18 protein-coding genes are annotated in these 19,638 nt (G+C 62.3%); 3 read left to right on the top strand and 15 right to left on the bottom strand.

What is annotated here, in order from left to right:
* Positions 1-76 precede the first annotated feature (76 nt).
* The 11 genes from RlegSU303_RS31195 to RlegSU303_RS31145 are packed head-to-tail and all read right to left on the bottom strand — an operon-like array spanning position 77 to position 10,403.
* Positions 77-952 carry an FHA domain-containing protein gene (locus RlegSU303_RS31195; RefSeq protein WP_017957732.1) on the bottom strand — a complete coding sequence of 292 codons (876 nt, stop codon included), beginning with the start codon at positions 950-952 and terminating at the stop codon, positions 77-79.
* A 2-nt stretch (positions 953-954) separates the two neighbouring features.
* Entirely contained in the window at positions 955-1,860 is a 906-nt protein-coding gene (locus RlegSU303_RS31190) for a type II secretion system F family protein (RefSeq protein ID WP_017957731.1), read from the bottom strand.
* Positions 1,857-2,720, bottom strand: coding sequence for a type II secretion system F family protein (locus RlegSU303_RS31185; RefSeq protein WP_017957730.1), 864 nt, complete (start codon positions 2,718-2,720; stop codon positions 1,857-1,859). The genes RlegSU303_RS31190 and RlegSU303_RS31185 overlap by 4 nt, the downstream gene beginning before the upstream one ends.
* A 10-nt stretch (positions 2,721-2,730) precedes the next feature.
* Positions 2,731-4,629, bottom strand: a complete 1,899-nt coding sequence (locus RlegSU303_RS31180) for an ATPase, T2SS/T4P/T4SS family (protein ID WP_017957729.1) — start codon at positions 4,627-4,629, stop codon at positions 2,731-2,733.
* A 20-nt stretch (positions 4,630-4,649) separates the two neighbouring features.
* Entirely contained in the window at positions 4,650-5,606 is a 957-nt protein-coding gene (cpaB, locus tag RlegSU303_RS31175) for a Flp pilus assembly protein CpaB (protein ID WP_231283931.1), read from the bottom strand.
* Positions 5,603-6,529, bottom strand: a complete 927-nt coding sequence (locus RlegSU303_RS31170) for a hypothetical protein (protein WP_017957727.1) — start codon at positions 6,527-6,529, stop codon at positions 5,603-5,605. Before RlegSU303_RS31170 ends, cpaB begins: the two co-directional genes overlap by 4 nt.
* A gap of 1 nt (position 6,530) precedes the next feature.
* On the bottom strand, positions 6,531-7,211 hold the full coding sequence (locus tag RlegSU303_RS31165; RefSeq protein ID WP_017957726.1) for a TadE/TadG family type IV pilus assembly protein: 681 nt from the start codon (positions 7,209-7,211) through the stop codon (positions 6,531-6,533).
* Positions 7,183-8,823: a TadE/TadG family type IV pilus assembly protein gene (locus RlegSU303_RS31160; protein ID WP_017957725.1), complete on the bottom strand. Its 1,641-nt coding sequence runs from the start codon at positions 8,821-8,823 to the stop codon at positions 7,183-7,185. Before RlegSU303_RS31160 ends, RlegSU303_RS31165 begins: the two co-directional genes overlap by 29 nt.
* Complete coding sequence (locus RlegSU303_RS31155; protein ID WP_017957724.1) at positions 8,820-9,617, bottom strand: TadE/TadG family type IV pilus assembly protein; 798 nt, start codon at positions 9,615-9,617, stop codon at positions 8,820-8,822. Before RlegSU303_RS31155 ends, RlegSU303_RS31160 begins: the two co-directional genes overlap by 4 nt.
* A gap of 5 nt (positions 9,618-9,622) precedes the next feature.
* Positions 9,623-10,186: an A24 family peptidase gene (locus RlegSU303_RS31150; protein WP_017957723.1), complete on the bottom strand. Its 564-nt coding sequence runs from the start codon at positions 10,184-10,186 to the stop codon at positions 9,623-9,625.
* A gap of 13 nt (positions 10,187-10,199) precedes the next feature.
* Positions 10,200-10,403, bottom strand: a complete 204-nt coding sequence (locus RlegSU303_RS31145; protein ID WP_003548168.1) for a hypothetical protein — start codon at positions 10,401-10,403, stop codon at positions 10,200-10,202.
* A 508-nt stretch (positions 10,404-10,911) separates the two neighbouring features.
* Between RlegSU303_RS31145 and RlegSU303_RS34285 the strand changes: the two genes are divergently transcribed.
* Positions 10,912-11,043 carry a hypothetical protein gene (locus RlegSU303_RS34285; protein WP_003594894.1) on the top strand — a complete coding sequence of 44 codons (132 nt, stop codon included), beginning with the start codon at positions 10,912-10,914 and terminating at the stop codon, positions 11,041-11,043.
* On the top strand, positions 11,043-12,185 hold the full coding sequence (locus RlegSU303_RS31140) for a CpaF family protein (RefSeq protein ID WP_017957721.1): 1,143 nt from the start codon (positions 11,043-11,045) through the stop codon (positions 12,183-12,185). Before RlegSU303_RS34285 ends, RlegSU303_RS31140 begins: the two co-directional genes overlap by 1 nt.
* Positions 12,186-12,391: 206 nt before the next feature.
* Here the strand turns inward: RlegSU303_RS31140 and RlegSU303_RS31135 are convergent, their stop codons facing one another.
* The gene (locus tag RlegSU303_RS31135; RefSeq protein ID WP_231283930.1) at positions 12,392-13,798 is read right to left on the bottom strand and encodes an RtcB family protein; all 1,407 of its coding nucleotides are present in this window, start codon (positions 13,796-13,798) and stop codon (positions 12,392-12,394) included.
* A gap of 361 nt (positions 13,799-14,159) precedes the next feature.
* Between RlegSU303_RS31135 and rtcR the strand changes: the two genes are divergently transcribed.
* The gene (gene rtcR, locus RlegSU303_RS31130; protein ID WP_020485924.1) at positions 14,160-15,767 is read left to right on the top strand and encodes an RNA repair transcriptional activator RtcR; all 1,608 of its coding nucleotides are present in this window, start codon (positions 14,160-14,162) and stop codon (positions 15,765-15,767) included.
* Positions 15,768-15,856: 89 nt separating this feature from the next.
* Here rtcR and RlegSU303_RS31125 read toward each other — a convergent pair whose 3' ends face one another.
* The 3 genes from RlegSU303_RS31125 to RlegSU303_RS31115 are packed head-to-tail and all read right to left on the bottom strand — an operon-like array spanning position 15,857 to position 19,630.
* Complete coding sequence (locus RlegSU303_RS31125; protein ID WP_017957718.1) at positions 15,857-16,402, bottom strand: sarcosine oxidase subunit gamma; 546 nt, start codon at positions 16,400-16,402, stop codon at positions 15,857-15,859.
* Positions 16,380-19,352, bottom strand: a complete 2,973-nt coding sequence (locus RlegSU303_RS31120; RefSeq protein WP_222373014.1) for a sarcosine oxidase subunit alpha family protein — start codon at positions 19,350-19,352, stop codon at positions 16,380-16,382. The genes RlegSU303_RS31125 and RlegSU303_RS31120 overlap by 23 nt, the downstream gene beginning before the upstream one ends.
* Positions 19,349-19,630, bottom strand: coding sequence for a sarcosine oxidase subunit delta (locus RlegSU303_RS31115; protein WP_017957716.1), 282 nt, complete (start codon positions 19,628-19,630; stop codon positions 19,349-19,351). The genes RlegSU303_RS31120 and RlegSU303_RS31115 overlap by 4 nt, the downstream gene beginning before the upstream one ends.
* Positions 19,631-19,638: the final 8 nt, after the last annotated feature.

Raw genomic sequence — 19,638 nt, 5'->3', positions numbered from 1 at the left:
CGTGGGCAGCGAAGCTGATGGTCAGAGTGTGGAATTTTTCTGATCTGTGCCTTTACAGCGTGCGAAGCATCCAGGATCAGCGGCGCGCGACCGGCTTCACCGCGGCCCGCCGCTGCAGCGCGAAGCGCGCGGCCGAGCAGTTGACGTCGGGAACGAGATCGTAGGTCTGCTGGTAGAGGGTCTGCGCCAGCGTATTGTTGCCGCGGTTTTCCGAGGCAAGGGCTGCGAGCGCCGTGCGTTTGTAGGCCTCGACGATCGGCTCGGCGGCCTTGACCAGCGCGGCGTCGTCAGACGGTTCGGCTGCCAGCGAAAGAGCGGCATAGGTTGCGTCGCCGTCCCTGCCGACGCGGCCGCCGACGGCGCCGTTGAAGCTTGCTTCCGAAACCTGGCGCATGCGCCGGGCATTCTTGATGCATGTCGGAATGCGGGCGGCCTCCGCATTGATGCGTTCGGCCGTCGGGCCACCCTCCGCGCTGCCGCTGTCGGAGAGGATCAGGTAGCCGATGATGCCGACGATGGCGAGATAGGCGACACCCATGCCGGCGAGGAAGGCCGGCTGCTTGAGGAGCGACTTTTTCGGCTTGTCGTCACTTGCCTTGGATGCCTCCTTCTTCGGCGCCTCCTTGGCAGCAGCTTTGACGACGAATTGGAATTCGACGTCCTTGCCGAGACGAAAGCTGTCGCCGGCTTTCAGCGAGGCCGTCTGCAACAGCGCTTCGCCGCGCAGCATGATCGGGTTCAGCCCCATGCGGCGAATGATGAAGCCGCCGTCGCTCTGCCGCTCGATGCGCGCATGGATCGGCGCCAGGAACGGATCGTCGACGACGATATCGGCATTAGCAGCCCGGCCAATCGACATTTCCGGCCGGTCGAGCACATGGCTGCGGCTCTGGCCACCGGGACCGGTCTGCAGAAGGCTAGGCTTGTTTCCGCGAAAGAAGGAAAAGACCATGATCAGAACATCCCACTCGACATCATCTCGACAATTGCAGGCGCCAGCACCAGAAGCAGGATCGATACGACGATCATCATCGCCGGCATGACGATCTTGGCTTTCAGCTTTTCACTGGCCCTGTCGGCCTTTTCCCAGCGGCGGAAGCGCAGGTCGCGCGCATGTTCGCGCAACAGCTCGACGCGGTTGCTGCCTTCGACTTCGCCCTGGATCACGGCGCGGATGACGCGGATGACCTCCTCGGCGGTCATGCGGCGCTCCAGCCGCTGCAGCGCCTCGATCATGCCGGTGCCGAGCGCCACATCCTTGAGCGTCTGTTCGATCTCCTCGCTCATGACGGTGCCGGGTGCGGCCTCGGCATAAAGCCTCAGGCTTTCCGGCAGCGTCGCCTGCGCCTGCTGCGTCATGACGACGAGATCGAGAAAGTAGGGAAATTCGCGCGAGATGCGTTCCTTGCGGTCCTGCGCCTTGTCGTCGGCGACGACCCAGAAATAGATGGCGGGGATCAGGCCGAGGATCAGGCCGGCCACAAGCCCGCCGATCACGCTGCCGCTGGCGATGCCGAACAGCAGGCCGAGCACGATGAAACCGAAGAGACTGAGAACCACGAGAAGCGCGATATATTCCCGTCCCGTCACGCCGCCGAAAGGCCGGCCGCCATAGATCAGCTTCTGCTCGAGCTGCGCGCCGTAATCGGCCAGCAGCGGCTCGAAATGCGTCAGCACGAATTCAACCGGCGTGCGCATGCCGATGCTGTCAACGATGTTCGGCGGCGGACCATCGCCGCCCGCGGTCCGGCGCACCACCTGAATGCTGCCGAGCATATCGCCGATCCACCAGACGAACAGCGCAGCGGTGATCCCGGCAAAGGCGATGGCGATGGGGGCGAGAGGTATCTGAGACATCATACCGACACCTTCATCATCGAGCGCATCCAGAAGAAACCGGTGGCATAAAGGATGGCGCCGACGATCGCGATGACGATGCCGATGGCGTTGCCGAACACCTTGTCGATCAGTTCCGGCTGACCGAAGAAGATCATCAGCATCATGAACAGCGCGCCGCCATTGACGACGCGAAAGTTCATGCGCGCCTGCGACGACGAGGTCGTGATCTTCTGATCGAGCTTCCAGATTTCCTTGAAGGATTTCGACATTTCCGTCAGCGGCTCGGAAATGTCGCCGCCCTGCCGAGCAAAGAGACCGAGGGCTGCGTCAACCATCTTGAAATGCAGGCTCGGCACGTTGCGGCCGTGGCGGTCGAGCGCCTCGACCAGGCCGATGCCAAGCTTCTGTTCGCGGGCGATGCGCTCGAATTCGCGCGAGGCGGGCATCTGGCCGGTATCGGCCACCGCATTGACGGCGATGGCGAGCGGCTTGCCGGTGCGCACCGCCGAGACGATCTGGTCGACGGCATAGGGAAGCTGCGATTCGATCTGCAGCCAGCGGCGCTGCAGATAATAACGGATCACGCCCTTGGGCAGGAAGATGGCGACCGGGATTGCGATGACGAAGCCGAAGATCGGCCCGAAGATCAGCGAGATCACGATGAAGACGATGATAGCCGTGATACCGTAGGCAAGGATCATCGTATAGGGCGGAACGGCATCACGCCCGAAGACCTGCGCCGCCTCGCTGGCGAGCGCAATGTCACGCTCGGTGGCGCGCAGCAGCGGCGCCGGCCAGCGCACCGGGGCGCCCCAGACGAGCAGCCCCGCCGTTATAGCGCCGAGGGCGACCGTAAAAATCTGCAGAATGCTGATATTCATCGCTTTGCCCTCAGACGAACATGTCCAGTTTTTCGATTTCACCGTCGTCGTTGAACTCGACGAGTTCGGCGACGAAGCTCGGCAGGTAGCCGGTGAAAGCATGCACGGCCTGGCCGCCGGCGCGGCCGACGAGATTGAAGATCGGCTCGACGATGATCAGGCCGGTGTCCGGATCGATGCCGATCACCTCCGATATCTCGGTGACGGCACGCCGCCCGTTTGCCAGGCGGTTCAGCTGCACGACGAGCTCGACGGCGGCAACGATCTGCTGGCGGATCGCCATGACCGGCAGTGAACTCTGGCCCTGCAGCACCATCACCTCCAGGCGGGTCATCATGTCCTGCGGCGTGTTGGCATGCGCCGTCGTCATCGAGCCGGCATGGCCGGTGTTCATCGCCTGCAGCATGTCGATCGCTTCGGCGCCGCGGCACTCGCCGACGATGATGCGGTCGGGTCGCATGCGCAGCGCGTTACGCACAAGGTCGCGGATGGTGACGCTGGTCTCGGATTCCGCTGTCTTCGGCCGCGATTGCAGATAGACGACATGGATGCCGTCGAGCTGCAGTTCGGACGTGTCCTCAACGGCAACGACGCGCTCGCCGACCGGAATGAACTGCGACAGGCTGTTCAAGAGCGTCGTCTTGCCGGAGCCGGTGCCGCCTGAGACAACGATGTTCTTGCGGGAACGGACGGCCGCCTCGAGGAAGGCGCGCATCGGCTCGCTGAGCGCGCCGGCGGTGACCAGCTTGCTGATATCGAGCCGCGACTTGCCGCCGAACTTGCGGATGGTCAGGCAGGCGCCCTTGACCGCCAGCGGCGGAATGACGGCGTTCACGCGCGAGCCATCCGGCATGCGGAAGTCGGCCATCGCCTCGCTCTCGTTGATCGAGCGGTTGGAATCGACGGCGATGCGCTCGATCACCTTCATCAGCTGCCGTTCATTGGCGAAGGCGAAGGGATAACGTTCAAGCAGGCCGAATTTTTCGACGTAGATCTCGTCGTAGCGCGTCACCATGATTTCCGAGATGACGTCGAGATCCATCAGCTCGGAGATCGTCCCCCAGCGATACATCAGCTCCTCGATGCTGGAGCGCAGGTGCATATGGGCGATCTCATAGCGGTCGCCGGCGTTGAAAAGAGCCTGCCGGGATTGGAAGGCGGCGCTGAACCGGGTATCGAGCTGGGCGAAGTCCGAGCGGGTGGATTCGAAGTTGAGCTTGAGCTGCAGCGCCGAAATCAGAGCCTTGCCGACGTCGAAGAGGCGGCGATTGTCCTGCTCTTCGCGCGACAGGCTTGCGGCATTCGACGAGCCGTCACGACGCCCCGTACGGGCAATGCGTTTGGCCAGCCAGCGATAGACGGCGTTCTTGATGACGAGGATGACGAGATCCTGCTGTGCTGCGTCGAGCGCCTCCTTGATGAACATGTCGAGGCGTTCGCGGATGCGGCCGCGCGTCTCCTCGCGGCCGAAATCGGCGGATTTCACCAGCCGGTCATATTGCGTGTCCTTCAGCAGGCGCTCGTGGATTTCCATCTGCAGGGCGAGCACACGTTCCTGATCGGGAAATTGTGTGACCACTTCGGCGGCCGCGGCCGGCTCGACGAGCTCGATCGTGACGTTCGGCACCCAGATCGACATGCCGGCCGAGACCGCGACCGGCGTGCCGGCCCGAAGCGGCTGATCGTCGACGCGCGTCGGGTTGCGGCCGTGATGCTGCACCGACCAGCCTTGGCCGGACTTTCGCAGCACGAATTGCGGCGAAGAGACGTGGCTCCCGCGCAGCCGCACGACGCCCGCACCGGCGGGCAGCGTCAGCGTGCTGCTTTCGCCGACGAAATAGGTTTCGTTCGCCGAGAGCGGGATGACCTCCCGACCACTGCCGTCCTCATAGGAAATCTTCAACAGCATGGCTCATTCCCCCGCGGCGGTCACATGCGCGTCCAGTTGATGCTCGGCAGGTCCTCGACGGTATTGTCGGCCGGATTGCGCAGCACGAGGTTCAGGCTGCCGTTCGACTGGCCCATGGCAAAAATCAGCATTTCAGCTTCCGACGGCGTCACTTCGACGGTCACATTGTTGTAGGTGCTGTTGGCCTTGGTGACCGCGCCCTCCGCCGTCGTCGCCGCGCCGACGGCTAGAACCTTGACATTCTGCAGGAAGGTGCGGGTGACGACGCGGGTGCGCGAGCTGATGCCGAGTTTATAATCCTGCGCCTGTTTGCGGTAGGCGTTGACATCGTTCTCGTCGGCGCCCGGATACTGGGTGAGATAGTTCTTCAGCATCTGCTCGACGGGCGACTGCGGCTGGGCTGGAGCCTGCGGCTGTCCTGCTGTGGCCGGCGCCTGACCAGGGACGGCAGGCTGGGCTGGCACGGCAGCGGGCTGGCCGGGCGCTCCCGGCTGGGTCGCTGCGGCCGGCGCCACGGGCTCGACCGGTTCGTCGACCGTGCCGAGGATATCGACATAGCTGCCCGGCTCGACGAAATGGCCAACGGCCGCGGCCGCGTTGACCGGAAGGGTCAGCGCCCGCTTGCCGGGCGCGATCATCGTCGTCAGGCGTCCGCCATCGGTATCGTCGAAATACTGGAAGAGCAGCACGGAGCCGGCCGGAATATCGCTCGCCGCCGTCCTGTCCTTCAGCCATTCCTGATAGGCGCTGGCGGCAGGCACCGCGAGCTTGGCGAGCGGTCCGAAGCTTTCCGGCAGCATCACCGGCTCGGCAAGCATGTCGGGCGTGATCGCCTGTCCTCGCGTGACCTTCCTGTCGGCCTGGAGCCGCATGAAGGCATAGGCCGTCTGCTCGTTCTTGACGCTCTCGGTCCAGAAGTAGAGCAGAACGCCGGTGATGAGCCCGACGATGACGGCCGCGATGAGCTTCCAGTTCATGGTGTTATTCCCCCTACAAAGGGTTGCCTGATTTGGATGACCTCGACGGTTCGGCCGTCGGTTTTGCTGCGAGTGTAAAGAACATTGGCCTCGACGCTGCCGCGCCGGCCATAAAGGGCAGTGACCCCGCCGCGCTGTGCCGGCGGAGTCTCGATGGTGAAGCCGTCGCGCGAAAGCAGATCGGCGCGCTGATCGGACCAGCGCACGGCCGACAGCGTGCCTTTCGACACGACCGTGCGTGACGTGTGGCCCTTGTCGCGATCGCCGATATCGCTCAGCACCTCGACACCGGCCGGCGGACGCAGCGACATCGGCAGCTTGCCGACATCGGCAGGTGCTGCAAAGGCAGGCAGCGTTGAGGCAACATCGTCGAAGCGGCTCATCAGCACCTCGGTCATCGGCGCATCGGCCGGCCTGCGGATCATGATCGTGACGCCCGGGATGGGCGCTCTCGCCGAAGAATTTGCAGGGTCCTGCCGTCTGAGATAATCGAGGGCAGCCTCGCCGTCGCCGTCGAAGAACCGCACCACCACGGCGAGATCGTCGCGGATGCGGCTCGTCTTCGGGACGATCAGCATGTTGGCGGCAATGACGGCGGTCAGTTCTTCCTTGTCGTTGCTTTTCGGCAGGGCAGGCCTTGTATTGACGGCCAGTACCCGCAGCCACTCGTCGGTGATATCGGAAATGCTGCGATCGCTCTGATAGGGCGTGAATTCAAGCGGTTGGCCGTTGATGACGAGATCGCGCGGCGCGCGTTCCGGCGCGCCGACGATACTGGCCAGCATCGAATTCAGCGTCACCCTCAAATCCTTGTAGATCTCGGCGCGAACAGGTGTTGCCATGGCGGCGGCGAGCCCGAAGACGAGCACCAAACCAGCGAGATGGCCGACGAGACGAAAGGAGATGCGTGAACCCTGTCTCATCTTATTTCGCTCCGGGAAAGACGCCGTCGAACAGATCGCCGGAATCGCTAGCCACGCCGCGAATCTCCCGGCGCAGCGTCGGATCGTAGCCGCGGCGCGTGGTATCGTTGTTGTGCGAGGCAAACAGCGTGGAATCGTCGACCGTGAACGCGTCCTTCCAACGGATGCTCCTGATCGTATCGAGATCGTCGGAATCCCTGAACTTGTAGACCCGGTCGGCCGTCGCTGTGACGAGCTGCGGCTTTTCATTGGCGAGGTCGCCGACCATATCGCCGAACTGGCGGCCATCGCTCTCGAGGGTATTCTGCACGTCGTCCCAGACAAAGCTGCGCTGAGGGTCGCCGCCGCCTTCATGCGATGGCGTGCGCGAGCAGCTCATGGCGTCGCGTCCGGGCAGTGCCGGCAAAGCCGGGATCGGGAAGGCGTTCGAGAAATCCGACGTGCAGTCCAGCCCATTCGCCTCGGCGAAGGCGGCGTTGCGCATCGCCACCATGGTTCCGACCTTCTTGGTGGAAATCTTGTTCGCGTGGATGACGAAAATCACGATCAGCAGGATGACCGGCGCGGCGAGCACGAATTCAATCGAGGCGAGGCCGCGCCTGTCGCGGTGCAGCCGCATCAGCAGCCCGCGGCCGGGAGGACCGCTCATTCGCTCAGTGTGTGTTGACGGCAGCCCAGGCATTGGCTCCTCCTCGGTCGAAGACGCGGGTCAGGCCGGTGAAACTATCGGCCGCCGGGCTCTGCTTGATGGTGTTGGAAACCGCGCCGGTATCGTCGGCGAGTGTCGCGGGGGCAAGTGATGCCAGCCAGTCCTGCGTGTAGAGGTCGAAGGCCGTGTAATTGTGGACCCAGCTCTGCGCCAAGGCGTAGGCGGACGGTGTCTTGTCCTTGAAGATGCGGATCTGCAGCCTGGCGCGCGGGGCGCGGGAAACGATCGCCAGCGTCTGGTAGTCGTCGAGCTGCTCGCCGCCGAAGGGCGTGAAGTTAAACGGTATGCGTCCTTTCAGCCAGTAAGGCTTCGGGAAGGAGATGACAGGCAGGGGAGCACCCGCCACGGAAATCGCGCCACCGGCTGGGCCGCAGACCTGATTCCAGATCATGTCGAACTTGCGGGTGAAATCGTTCTCGTCTTTTGTCTGCTTGTCGGAATAGCGCGGCGGTACGTCGATCGGCAGCTGGAAGGGGTTCACGATGCCGAACTCGATGCCGAAGAGTTCCTCGGCGATATAGAAGCTGCCATCGAGCAGCAATTCCTGCCACCAGCTGAGATCGCCAAATTGCTCGATGATTGCCTTGAACGGGACCTTGCTCAGATAGGCCGGGCCGAAGGCTTCATAAAAGATGTAGAAGTCCACTAAAGCATCATCGATGCCGCTCTCGTGGTTGACCCAGTCGCGGATATGGCTGCCGTCGACGCCGCCTGCGGTCAACGGGCCCTTGCCGTTGGGGAAGCCACGCTTGGCAAACTCGCCGCGCATGAGGAGCGGGTCCTGCCCTTGCGTGCCCTTGCTCATCGCCAGGCACATTTCAGCATAGGCCGCAGCGGGATTGATGCCGTCGCGATCGACCGGGAGGTTGCCGCCGGCGCCCTCTCCGGCGTCGTTGCAGGATTCGCACGGCGGGTGGAAGACGACATGATCCGACTTGTTCAGGCGCACCAGATGCAGGGCTTCGTTGCCGACCCGCTGCGGAAAACTCTCGACGAGGTAGTCGTTGAGATCGTTCATGGCATCAATGATGTCGCTGGACTTATTGATGAGATCCCATGGATCATATTTGTGTTGAGCGATGCCCACATATGCAAGCGCTTTGGTGGCTCCTATCGCCCGGACCCCCTGGAACGCCAGGCAAGCACCGTAGATGATGCCGCCGACGATCGGGACCTTCTGCCAGCCCGGGCAATAGGGCATCGGCGGCATCGGCGGCAAAAGGGATGCCGGCCCGAAGCCTTCGGTGAAAGAATACTGGGCGAGTTTTGCCAGAATGGCGGTAGAGCGCAGGGCAAGCTCCGCCGTCGTCAGCTGGAAGGCGACTGACGTCGCCATGACGACGGTTGCCTGCGAGGAGGCGACGTTGTTCATCGCCATGATGTTGAGATAGCGGGCTTCCCAATCGGCGTGGACGAGTGCTGCGGCATCCGCCGTGTCTTGCGTGCGCTGCTTGTCGTAGATCATCTGTCCGGTATTCAGGATCCAGACGATCATCAGGGCGAGCGCAATCGTCATGTAGAGAATGATCGGCGACAGGAAGCCGCGTTCGTCGCGGTGCAGGCGCTTGATAAGGGTCGGGGTCATAGCAGGTTCACCTCCGCCGTCGAAATCGTGTAGTAGCGGCCGTCCTTCCTCTGGCCGCGGGCAAAGACCCAGCCTGCATATTCGAGCAGCAGGAAGCGCGCTTCCACCTTGGCGGTGACCGGCACATGCGGCGAACGGTTGATGGCGGCATAGATCGCCATCGGCGCGCGGTCGACGGTCACGGTGACGTTCTGCGGGTCGAACATGTAGCGGGCTTGGTTGCGCATCGCGCGCCAGTTCTTCGAAAGACCCGAAGCATCGGCAAGGCTTTTCAGCGCATCTTCCGGCGGCTGGCAGGCGCCGACGCATTTCAGCTGGTCGTAGGGTGCTGCCGGGATCAGCGCCAGGCGGGCGGCAAGATCTGCCTTGCCGGCGGCAGCATCGTCGTCGCAGGTCCTGGCGTCGATCAAGCTCCGGATGGTGATCGGCAGGGCCGGACAGAAATAGACACGGGCGCTGCGCGCCGCCGCATAGGCGGCATAGTGGGTGAAGAGGTGGTTCTTGGCCAGGATCGTGAACTGGAAGACCACGAACATGAAGAAGACGAAGACCGGTGTCACAAGCACGAAATCCATCATCGTCGTGCTGCCGGAGGTATCGCCGTGCAGCTCCGATATCCGGCGCCGGTGGGCGGAAAGCCGCGGCAGCAGCAGCATCGAGGCAAGCAGCATCATGGCGATCGCAAAGGTACCGAGGAGCGCGCCGTGATCCTGAGGGACCCAGAAGGTCCGCGAGTGCAGGATCGAACTCCAGAAGGCACCGTCGAAGATGGGGCGTTCGAGTTCCGCGCGCATTGCCGTTACCTCACGAGTGAAAGAGGGGTGAAATCGGGCATGAAAAGGCACCAGAGAAGTCCGAGAGCAGCGGCAACGCCGAAGCGGACGGTATGATGTGTCTCGCGCGGCTTCAGCACCGACGCGGCATCGCGGAAACCGGCAGGCAGGAGAAGCGCAAACAGTCCGACCGTTCGGGCCAGCACGCTCCACTGAACACGCCGCGCCATGGAGAAAACGGCGATCACGCCGCCGGCCATCAGCGATGCAAGGGTGACGTCGATGGCGGGCCAGAGGCCGAGAATGGCGCCGAGCGCCGCCATCAGCTTGACGTCGCCGCCGCCGCAGCTTCCGGCTGCGAAGGCGATGATGAAGATCAGGCCGGCTGCAAGGAGGCCTGCGAAGGCAAGCCCTATTCCTGCGAGACCGCCGCTGATTGCCGCCAACATGAACCCGCCAAGCAGGCAGGGGTAGGTGACGGCGTTCGGAATATGACCGTGGCGATGGTCGAGCACCGCCGCGGTCATGGTGCAGGCGACGGCAAGAGCCGCCGCCGCAGGCATCAGGGTCAGATCATAAGTCGTATCCATGATCCCGATCCGCTTATTGACCGGGCTCGGGAATTCTCTCGGCATCCGAGAGCGCCGTGTTCTTTTCGTTGAACCATTCGCCGATCTGTTTGCCGAATGCGAGCAGGATCAGCATCAGCGGAATGACGATCAGGGCGACGGCCAGGACGATCTGGGCCATGTCGCCGCGTTCGTCCTTGTGAAGTGCAATTGCGAGAGTCTTGAGTTTACCAAACATGTGATTACTCCTCATTCCCAGGTTTGTTTCGGTTCGAAGCCGTGGTGAAGATGGACCAAGCATACGCCATCGATCCGAACGAGCATGTTGCTCGATCCAATGATATTTTCTGCTTCAGCTTATCTTCCCCGGCGGCCAACGTTTGTTGAACAACACCATTAAGACCCAAGAGTGCGCCCAAGGCCAGCCCTCCGTCAAGCAAACGAAACGAAGGGTTCCAATTGTCTTGGAGGCATCGGCTGCAAAACCGCAGTTGACGTCGGATTCTTTCAACTAACTGATTGAACAAGCTGCAGTTTTACCTGAAGAGACGAAGTTTTGGACGGCATTTTGGAGCTTCGTCTACTGCTCCATAATTGGTCAATTCTTTCAAAGCGATAGAAGAAACGGCGCGCTGCGCGCATAATGGCCGTCTTCGCCGAGCCCAACCATGGCGTTATTTGGGGATCTGGATTAAGCTTTCCTCAAATGGCGGGTATCGCCCGCCAGTCGATCCGGAGAGAAAACGATGGAAACGATGAGCAGCATCTTGATACTTGCATTGGTCCTCATTCCATTAATGATGTTCTTTCCGACCGCGGTTCAGATGATGGCGACGCTGTTCGGCATGAGCACGGTCCTGGTCGGGATGCCGCTCTGATGAAGGCCGTTTCCGACGACGCCGCCGAACAGGCGACCTTCCAGGTCCTGACCCGGGCGCTGGACAAGCTGCTCGGGCCGATCCGTTTTCTCCTCGACGATCCGAGCGTGTCCGAAATCCTGATCAACGGCACATCCGACATCTTCGTCGAAAGACGAGGCAAGCTCGAACGGGCCGATACGCGCTTCGCCAGCCGCGAAGATCTGGAATCGGCCGCGCGCAGCATCGCGCAGTTCTCCGGCAAGCGGTTGACGCCGGAGGAGCCGAGCGTCGAGGCGCGTTTGCCGGATGGTTCGCGCGTGCAGATGATCCAGCCGCCCGCCTCCCGCACCGGGCTTTGCATTTCCATTCGCCGCTTTTTGAAGGAACATCGCAGCATCCGCGATCTCGTCACCCAGGGCAGCCTGACCGACCAGTCGCTGACGCTGCTGCAGGCGGCCGTCGGGCTGCAGAAAAACGTCATCATCTCCGGCGGCACCGGCACCGGCAAGACGACGATGCTGAACGCACTGTCGGAAGCCTTTGCCGACCACGAGCGCATCATCGTCATCGAGGACACGTCCGAACTGCAGATCCGCAAGGAACACGTGGTCTATCTCGAAGTGACGAAGCCCGACCGCTTCGGCCGCGGCGGCGCCAGCATCCGCGACCTGTTCCGTTCGTCGTTGCGCATGCGGCCCGACCGGGTCATCGTCGGCGAGTGCCGCGGCGGCGAGGCTCTCGATATGATTCAGGCAATGACGTCAGGCCACAGCGGCAGCCTTTCGACGGTGCATGCGAACACGCCTTATGACTCCCTGCACCGGCTGGAGACGCTGGCGCTGATGTCTGATATCGACATGCCGCTGCGGCCGCTGCGCGCCCAGATCGCCTCGGCGGTCGACGTCGTCGTGCAGATCGCCCGCTTCAAGCGCACCGGCCGGCGCCGGGTGATCGAGATCTCCGAGATCAAGGGCCTGAACAATGACGGCCAGTATATCGTCGAAAGCATCTACAAGCTCGAGGGCGACGGCCATTCCAATCCCGATGGCGCACTGCTGTGGACCGGTGTCGTGCCGAGCTTTGCCGCCGATGCGGTGGAAGAACTGCAAGGCGCCGAGCGCCCCGAATGGGTCGGCGCCGCCGCGCTGCATACAGCTTGAAACCTATTGGCGAAAGCTACCTGGGCCTGGCTGCCCGACTCTCGAAGCATCGCACGAAACCCGCACTGCCGCGTTCCTATCATCGAGCGATATATTGTGATCGGCTAAGACCCCATTGCAGTCAAGGCCCCGAGCTTTAAACTTACCGCACCTTTATAGGCATGGTGCATTCGAGGGAAGGCAAGCCTAGTTGCCTTCCCCGGTGTTTACTGGCGCTTTTTGCGCCAGGGCGCGTTCTTCTGCCAGTCGCCGGCCATGATGCTCCCGAAGGGGACTACCTCGTCGACCACTTCGGCGAGACCGTAGTGCTCGATCTGCGCCCGGACGTTCGCAGCGCTCTTGTAGGCACTCGGCAGTTCCGACACATCGGCGAAACCAGAGAAGAACCGCGCGTCGAGACCGCTTGTTTCCTTCTCCAGAATAGCCGCGATGTTGTTCGGGCTCAGACCTCGCGAATCCGCCCCATACTCCGCAGACAGCTGCCTCATATGCGCGCTGCGCGAAAAGTTGCGGCCAGCGCCATGCGGCGAGAAGCCGAGGCCATGGGCAGCGTTCGAGCCACGAACGATCAGGATCGGTTCCGCCATATTGAGCGGAATGATGGTCAGATCGGTCGCGTCATGCGCCCAGTTGTCGAAGGCAGGGGTGGCACCCTTTCCGTGGTAGAACAGCCCGTCCGACTTCCGGAAGACGAAGTTATGCTCGTTCCAGAAGCGGTCCGCGACCTTGGCCGAGAGTCTTTCCGCCGCCATGTCGTGAAGGACATAGTGGTTTTCCTTCGTCCACTGGCGGATCGTCTGCAGCGCCGACCAGTAGCAGTCACCTTCCTCGGTATCCGCCGGAATCCAGGCATTTTCCCTATGCGTCTCGGGCGAAATGCGCTCCCGAAACCGGTTGGCGACCTTCATGCCCTTGTCGTACAGCCGAGCGCCCGGTGCCCGCGATCCATGGTGGGTCACAAGCGCGGTTTCACCGGTCGACTTCATCGTCCCGACATAGGCGAAATGATTGCCGTCGCCCTGCGTGGCGAAATGCTCGATGCCAGCGCTCAGCGCACCGTCGCGCAGATAAGGATTCTGCTCGAAGGCCGAAAGCGTCGCCTCGGAAGGTCTGATCTGCGCGCCGCGCGGCCGGCCGCCGGGACCGAAATGCGTCACGGCATGCACGGCATCCAGAAGCGACTTCGGATCTGTGCCGGGAAAGATCGAGATCGCCATGGAACAGCAGATATCGGCCGAATGCATGCCGGGATGGATTGCTTCGGACGCGACTACGCCGCCGACCGGGATCGTTCCGATCGGACCCGCCGGGCAAGCGTCCGGCATGATCGCCGCGGAATGGACAACTGGCGTACGCACCAGCGCCCGCATCGTCGCATTGACCTTCTCTACATTGTCCTGTTCGAAGGCGTTCTCGGCGCGGATATTGGAATAGATCTCGACATCGTTGTCAGCCCTCAAGGCAAGCGTCGGACCTGGCTGGAAGCTCCTTGCCGCCTCCAGCGCATCTGTCACCGAGCCACCCCTGCTCAAAACCGCATTGGCCGCATCGAGAGCCGGGCGAAACCATTTCCCCTGGCTCATGCCGGCATCGATCAAATCCTGTCCGCTCATTATCGTTATCATTGTCTTTTCTGCGTCTGCAGTCCTTCTTGTTCAGTTACTTCTCTTCACACCACCTGGGCGACGAGCGTTGCCGGAGATCTATCCCGCCGCGCGCATTCCATAATCATGGCGCCATGCGGTCCCTGTAGTCACCGGCGGCATTCGCCAGGGCTTTCTTATCGTGCCAGATACACTTCAAGACGCGTGCCAGTTTGGAGAAAGGAGCGAGAGATACGCAATAATTTTCGTGCATCCACCTGTTTTTAAAAGGAAAAATTTTTCTGCCACGTCGGACTCAATCATGAATTGCGAAAATCGTAGCCCGATTATATTATCGCGAATTATACCGTTTTATAATTTTGGATAAGACATGAAGCGCCGAGTGGCCATCAGCATATTGGGAACCACCTTGGATGCAGGTAAATGGGAAAATCGCTGGAGCCGCTGGCGGCCCAATGTGGCGCTCTGCCAGCAACCGGGCCTGTTTATCGACCGGCTGGAACTGATCCACGACAACCACTCGCAAGCTCTCTGTCATCGTATCGTTGCCGACATCGAAACCGTGGCGCCTGCAACGGGGGTGCGGAGCAACATCATCAACTTTCGAGATCCCTGGGATTTTTCGGAGGTCTACACGAACCTCAGGGACTTTGCCCGCAACTACAACTTCGACCCTGACACGGAAGATTATCTCGTCAACATCACGACCGGCACTCATGTCGCACAGATCTGCTGGTTTTTGCTGGCCGAAGCCCGCATCATTCCCGGCCAGTTGTTGCAGCTCTCGCCACCGCGCGACCGGGAAGCGGAGCAGGATTTTGCCGGCACGCATCGGATCATCGACCTCGACCTTTCCCGCTATGACGAGATCGCCAAGCGCTTCGCCTCCGAGCGCGCAGACGCCGCCTCTTTCCTGAAATCGGGGATTTCGACCCGCAGCGCCGCCTTCAACAGAATGATCGACGAGATCGAGAGGGTGGTGATCCGATCGACCGCGCCTGTTCTCCTGACCGGGCCAACCGGCGCTGGCAAGTCGCAACTCGCCCGCAGGATCTACGAGTTGAAGAAGAGCCAGCGCAAGGTCAGTGGTCCGTTCATCGAGGTCAACTGCGCGACCCTACGCGGCGACCAGGCCATGTCCACCCTATTCGGCCATGTGAAAGGAGCGTTTACCGGCGCTGCCGGGGAGCGTGCCGGCTTGCTCAAGTCCGCCGACAAAGGCGTGCTGTTTCTCGACGAGATTGGCGAACTCGGCCTTGACGAACAGGCCATGTGCCTGCGCGCGATCGAGGAAAAGAAGTTCCTGCCCGTGGGGGCTGATCGGGAGGCGTCCGCAGACTTTCAACTGCTCGCCGGCACCAATCGCGATCTTGGCGAGGATGTCCGCAAAGGCAGGTTCCGCGAAGATCTCTATGCCCGCCTGAACCTCTGGACTTTCCAGCTGCCGGCCCTGCGCGAGCGCAAGGAGGACATAGAGCCCAATCTCGACTTCGAGCTCAGGCGCTATCTGGAACGCGAGGGCGAAAATGTTACTTTCAACAAGGAAGCACGCGAACGCTATCTTACCTTCGCAACTGGCCCGCAAGCCGTCTGGAGTGCCAACTTTCGCGACCTGTCGGCTTCGGTTACCCGCATGGCGACCCTCTCGCCGCATGGGCGCATCACGAGTGACGTCGTTGACGATGAAGTCCGGCGGCTGAATGCGTTTTGGCGCAGCTCGAGTGACGACGGCAGGGTAGATCTGATTATTGAAGAAGTGCTGGGTGCAGAGACTGCTGCTAGCCTCGATCGCTTTGACGCAGCACAGCTTGCCACTGTTCTTCATACCTGCCGTCAACATGCCACGGCAAGCGCGGCGGGCAGAGCCTTGTTCGCGATCTCGCGATTGGAGAAAAAGAGCAGCAACGACGCCGATCGCCTGAGTAAATATCTCGCGCGCTTCAGTCTCAGATTCGAGGACATCAAGAAACCCGGATAGGATAGAGCGCTCATTGGCTATTTTGACGAGGGAGCGCGGTCATCCCGTCCCGTTAACATCGTTCTTGATGTTGCGAGTACCGACGACCTCTAAACGCTATCCTTTTCGGCGCTCGCCGCCATATGCACGAGATCGTCCCAGAGGCTTTCGGCAAAACTGCGCAGGACCGTGAGTTCGAAGCTGTCATCGCCGGTGCGGACGATCTGCACCGAGAGATGACCGACCATTGTCATGGCCGAATGGCCTTCCGGAAAGACGGAAGGATCGAGATCGACGGCGGTCCCCCTTGAGAGAAGCGCCCGCGAAGAACGGCCGGAAACGCCGATACGCACGCGCCCGTGGCTCTGATCCATGACGGAGGCCTTTCCCGCAAGCGCTGCAACGAGAGCATCGAGGCTGGCGGGCACGAGCGGTTCGTCGCCGGCGACGAACCATTGCCGGAAGCCTGCCTGGCGGATCGAACTTTTCGCAAAGCCTGCTTTCACCAATTCCGTGGCGAGCGCGGTGGGCTCGATCGCGCCGAGCACATGCAGGAGATGGCCCTCCGGCAAGGCTTCCAGCCGGAGGCCGGCCCCTGAGATGCCATTATATGCCATGCCGGCTAGAACCGGTTTATGTTGCGGAAGATGACGCATGGAGCTTCTCGTTTTCGGGATCGATGAAGACGGGATGGCAGAGCACCGCATCGGTAAATTCGTTGCGCAGGCCGTTCCAGACCGTCACCTTTTCACCGATGCGCTCCGGCCCGCGCCTGACGAGCGCCAGGCCGATCGTATGGCCGAGCCCCGGCGAAAACGCGCTTGAGGTGACGTAGCCCTGGTCGTTCTCGAGCGTCGCCGCAGCACCCTCGGCAAGAATATGCGAGCCGGTGCGGAAGCCGGTCGCCGGATTAAGCGGCTTGACGCCGACGAGGCGGGGCCGCTCGGGATCCTGCAGCCCTTCGCGGGCAAGCATTGCCTTGCCGATGAAATCCGGCTTGGTTGAGGAAACCATGCGGCCGAAACCGAGATCGCCGGGCGTCACCGTGCCGTTGATCTCGGCATGGGTTACATGACCTTTTTCGATCCGCATGACACCGAGCGCTTCGGCGCCGTAGGCGCAGATGCCATATCTCTCGCCCGCCGCCATGACCGCATCGGCAACGCCTTCGCCGTAGCCGGCGGGTACTGCCAGCTCGTAGGCAAGTTCGCCGGAGAAGGAGATCCGAAAGAGCCGGCCTTCGAGGCGGCCGCTGAAGAGGGAGACCTTGCGGGCGCTCATGAAGGGGAAGGCCGCATCCGACAAATCCTCGTCGACGATCTCTTGGAGAATGATACGCGACTTCGGCCCGGCGACGGCCATCTGCGCCCATTGATCGGTCGAGGAGGCGAAGCAGACGTCGAGTTCCGGCCAGAGCGTCTGGGCGCAGAATTCGAGATGGGTGAGCACACCGGCGGCAAGTGCGGTCGTCGTCGTCATGAAGAAATGGTCGTCACTGAACCGGCTGGTGGTGCCGTCGTCATAGATGAAGCCGTCCTCACGCAGCATGATGCCGTAACGCGCCTTGCCGACGGCGAGCTTGGCGAAGCCGTTGCAATAGATGCGATCGAGGAAGGTCGCGGCATCCTTGCCAAAGATTTCGATCTTGCCGAGGGTCGAGACATCGCAAAGGCCGGCGTTCCTACGGATGTTCAGCACCTCGCGGTCGACGCTTTCGCGCCATGTCGCCTCTCCGGCGCGCGGAAACCAGGAGGAACGGTACCAGAGGCCGGTTTCGACGAAGACCGCGCCGTTCTTCTCGGCCCAGCCATGCAGCGGCGATTTGCGCGCCGGCTGGAAATGTTTGCCGCGCGATGCCCCGGTCAAGGCGCCGAAGGAGACCGGCGTATAGAAGGGCCGGAAGGTCGTCGTTCCCACTTCGGCGGGTGACACGCCGCGCGCCTCGGCAAGGATGCCGATGGCGTTGATATTGGAAAGCTTGCCCTGGTCGGTCGCCATGCCTGATGTGGTGTAACGCTTGGCGAGCTCGACATGGCCGTAGCCTTCACGGACGGCGAGGCCCAGATCCTTGAGATGCACGTCGTTCTGATAATCGACGAAGGCCTTGCCTTTCGAACCCTTCACCGACCAGAGCGGCTTTGCCTGTGCGGTTGTCTCGGAGGCCGCGGCAAAGGCCGGTTCCGCCGCTGCAAAGCCGATCATCTTCAATGCGGCAGCTGCCTTTGCGGCGCCATCCCCAAGGCAGGTCGCCGTCTTCGCAAGGCCGGCGGCCGAGCCGGCAACGGCAAGACCTTCCTGCTGGGCGGGCGCCAGAAACGCCGAGGCCTCGTGCGACCATTGCGGCTTCGCGCCGCGATGACAGGCAAGATGAATGATCGGGCTCCAGCCGCCCGACATGGCAATCGCATCCGCTTTGATCCGGCTGGTGCCGTCTGCGGTCTTGACGTTGACGCCGCGCAGGCTCTTGCCGCCAAACGCATCGATGACCCTGGCGCCCTCCAGCACTTCGGCGCGGCCTTGCCAATTCCCACCTCCATCCCCGCGGCTGTCGACGATCGCCGCGACCGCGAGGCCGGCGGCCTCGAGATCGGCGGCGGTGCGATATCCGGAGTCGTTGGTGGTGAAGATGACAGTGCTTCTGCCCGGTGCGACCGCCTGCCGATTGAGATAGCTGCGCATGGCGCCTGCCATCATCACACCGGGAATATCGTTGCCGCCGAAGACGAGCGGACGCTCCTCGGCGCCGGTCGCAAGGATCGCCTGGCGGGCGACGATGCGCCACAACCGTTCGACGGGGCGTTCCGGGTCGGGTATCGCCACGTGCTTCTGCACCCGTTCGACCGCGCCGAAGACATTGTCGTCGTACCAGCCGAACACCGTCATCCGCGGCAGACGGCGCACATTCGGAAGTCCCTCCAACTCGGCAAGCAGCTCGCCGAGAAGCGCGTCCGCCGGCTTGCCGTCAATGGTGCCGCTGTCGGAAAGCAGGCTGCCGCCGAGTTCGGATCCCTCGTCGGCGAGGATGACGCGCGCACCGGCACGGCCGGCACTGAGCGCTGCGGCAAGACCGGCGGGGCCGGCGCCGATCACCAGCAGATCGCAATGCGCCCAGCATTTCTCGTAAGTGTCGGGATCGGCCTCGTAGGAGGCCCTGCCAAGGCCTGCCGCCTTGCGGATCACCGGCTCGTAGAGCTTTTCCCAGAGGGCGGCCGGCCACATGAAGGTCTTGTAGTAGAAACCGGCGCTGAGGAAGGGCGACAGCAGCCCGTTGACCGCGCCGACATCGAAGCCGAGCGAAGGCCAGCGGTTCTGGCTCTTTGCCGTCAGCCCCTGGTAAAGCTCGATCATCGTTGCGCGCGTATTCGGTTCGGTGCGCCCGCCGCTGCCTGTCGTCACCAGCGCGTTCGGTTCGGCAGCACCCGCTGTCAGGATGCCGCGCGGGCGGTGATATTTGAAACTGCGGCCGACGAGCTGGACGCCGTTGGCAAGCAGCGCCGAGGCGAGTGTGTCGCCCGGATGGCCCTCCAGAGGCCTGCCGTCGAAGGTGAAGCCGAGTGTCGTGGTGCGGTCGATGCGGCCGCCGGAGGAAAGACGGAAGCTCGTCATGCCGGTTCTCCGCCGAGCTTGGAGAGGGCGGCATCCCTGACGCCGTGGACCGCATGGGTGACGGTATCGCGTTCGACAATCAGCCAGCGCCGGCATCCAGAGGAGTGGTGCCAGTATTCACTGTGTCGGCCCCTCGGATTGTCGCGAAGATAGACATAATCGAACCAAGCCTCCGCACCGGCATCTGGCGCCGGCCTGACAAGGCCCGCATCCCCGCGGATCGAGAATTCCTCCTTCGGTCGGGCGCCGCAATGAGGACAGGAGATCAGGCTTGCCATCTTAAATG

The sequence above is a fragment of the Rhizobium sp. SU303 genome, assembly GCF_021052345.1.
GTDB lineage: Bacteria > Pseudomonadota > Alphaproteobacteria > Rhizobiales > Rhizobiaceae > Rhizobium > Rhizobium laguerreae.
The sequence above is the reverse complement of the archived record's forward strand: the minus strand, read 5'-3'. Positions and strand labels throughout refer to the sequence as shown.

Bases quoted from the DNA above. Each gene is read 5' to 3' on its own strand.
- RlegSU303_RS31150 (WP_017957723.1), bottom strand. From the start codon at position 10,186: ATGGATACGACTTATGATCTGACCCTGATGCCTGCGGCGGCGGCTCTT.
- RlegSU303_RS31155 (WP_017957724.1), bottom strand. From the start codon at position 9,617: ATGCGCGCGGAACTCGAACGCCCCATCTTCGACGGTGCCTTCTGGAGT.
- RlegSU303_RS34285 (WP_003594894.1), top strand. From the start codon at position 10,912: ATGGAAACGATGAGCAGCATCTTGATACTTGCATTGGTCCTCATTCCA.
- RlegSU303_RS31160 (WP_017957725.1), bottom strand. From the start codon at position 8,823: ATGACCCCGACCCTTATCAAGCGCCTGCACCGCGACGAACGCGGCTTC.
- RlegSU303_RS31195 (WP_017957732.1), bottom strand. From the start codon at position 952: ATGGTCTTTTCCTTCTTTCGCGGAAACAAGCCTAGCCTTCTGCAGACC.
- RlegSU303_RS31190 (WP_017957731.1), bottom strand. From the start codon at position 1,860: ATGATGTCTCAGATACCTCTCGCCCCCATCGCCATCGCCTTTGCCGGG.
- RlegSU303_RS31170 (WP_017957727.1), bottom strand. From the start codon at position 6,529: ATGAGACAGGGTTCACGCATCTCCTTTCGTCTCGTCGGCCATCTCGCT.
- cpaB (WP_231283931.1), bottom strand. From the start codon at position 5,606: ATGAACTGGAAGCTCATCGCGGCCGTCATCGTCGGGCTCATCACCGGC.
- RlegSU303_RS31165 (WP_017957726.1), bottom strand. From the start codon at position 7,211: ATGCCTGGGCTGCCGTCAACACACACTGAGCGAATGAGCGGTCCTCCC.
- RlegSU303_RS31140 (WP_017957721.1), top strand. From the start codon at position 11,043: ATGAAGGCCGTTTCCGACGACGCCGCCGAACAGGCGACCTTCCAGGTC.
- RlegSU303_RS31145 (WP_003548168.1), bottom strand. From the start codon at position 10,403: ATGTTTGGTAAACTCAAGACTCTCGCAATTGCACTTCACAAGGACGAA.
- RlegSU303_RS31180 (WP_017957729.1), bottom strand. From the start codon at position 4,629: ATGCTGTTGAAGATTTCCTATGAGGACGGCAGTGGTCGGGAGGTCATC.
- RlegSU303_RS31185 (WP_017957730.1), bottom strand. From the start codon at position 2,720: ATGAATATCAGCATTCTGCAGATTTTTACGGTCGCCCTCGGCGCTATA.
- RlegSU303_RS31115 (WP_017957716.1), bottom strand. From the start codon at position 19,630: ATGGCAAGCCTGATCTCCTGTCCTCATTGCGGCGCCCGACCGAAGGAG.
- RlegSU303_RS31135 (WP_231283930.1), bottom strand. From the start codon at position 13,798: ATGAGCGGACAGGATTTGATCGATGCCGGCATGAGCCAGGGGAAATGG.
- RlegSU303_RS31120 (WP_222373014.1), bottom strand. From the start codon at position 19,352: ATGACGAGCTTCCGTCTTTCCTCCGGCGGCCGCATCGACCGCACCACG.
- RlegSU303_RS31125 (WP_017957718.1), bottom strand. From the start codon at position 16,402: ATGCGTCATCTTCCGCAACATAAACCGGTTCTAGCCGGCATGGCATAT.
- rtcR (WP_020485924.1), top strand. From the start codon at position 14,160: ATGAAGCGCCGAGTGGCCATCAGCATATTGGGAACCACCTTGGATGCA.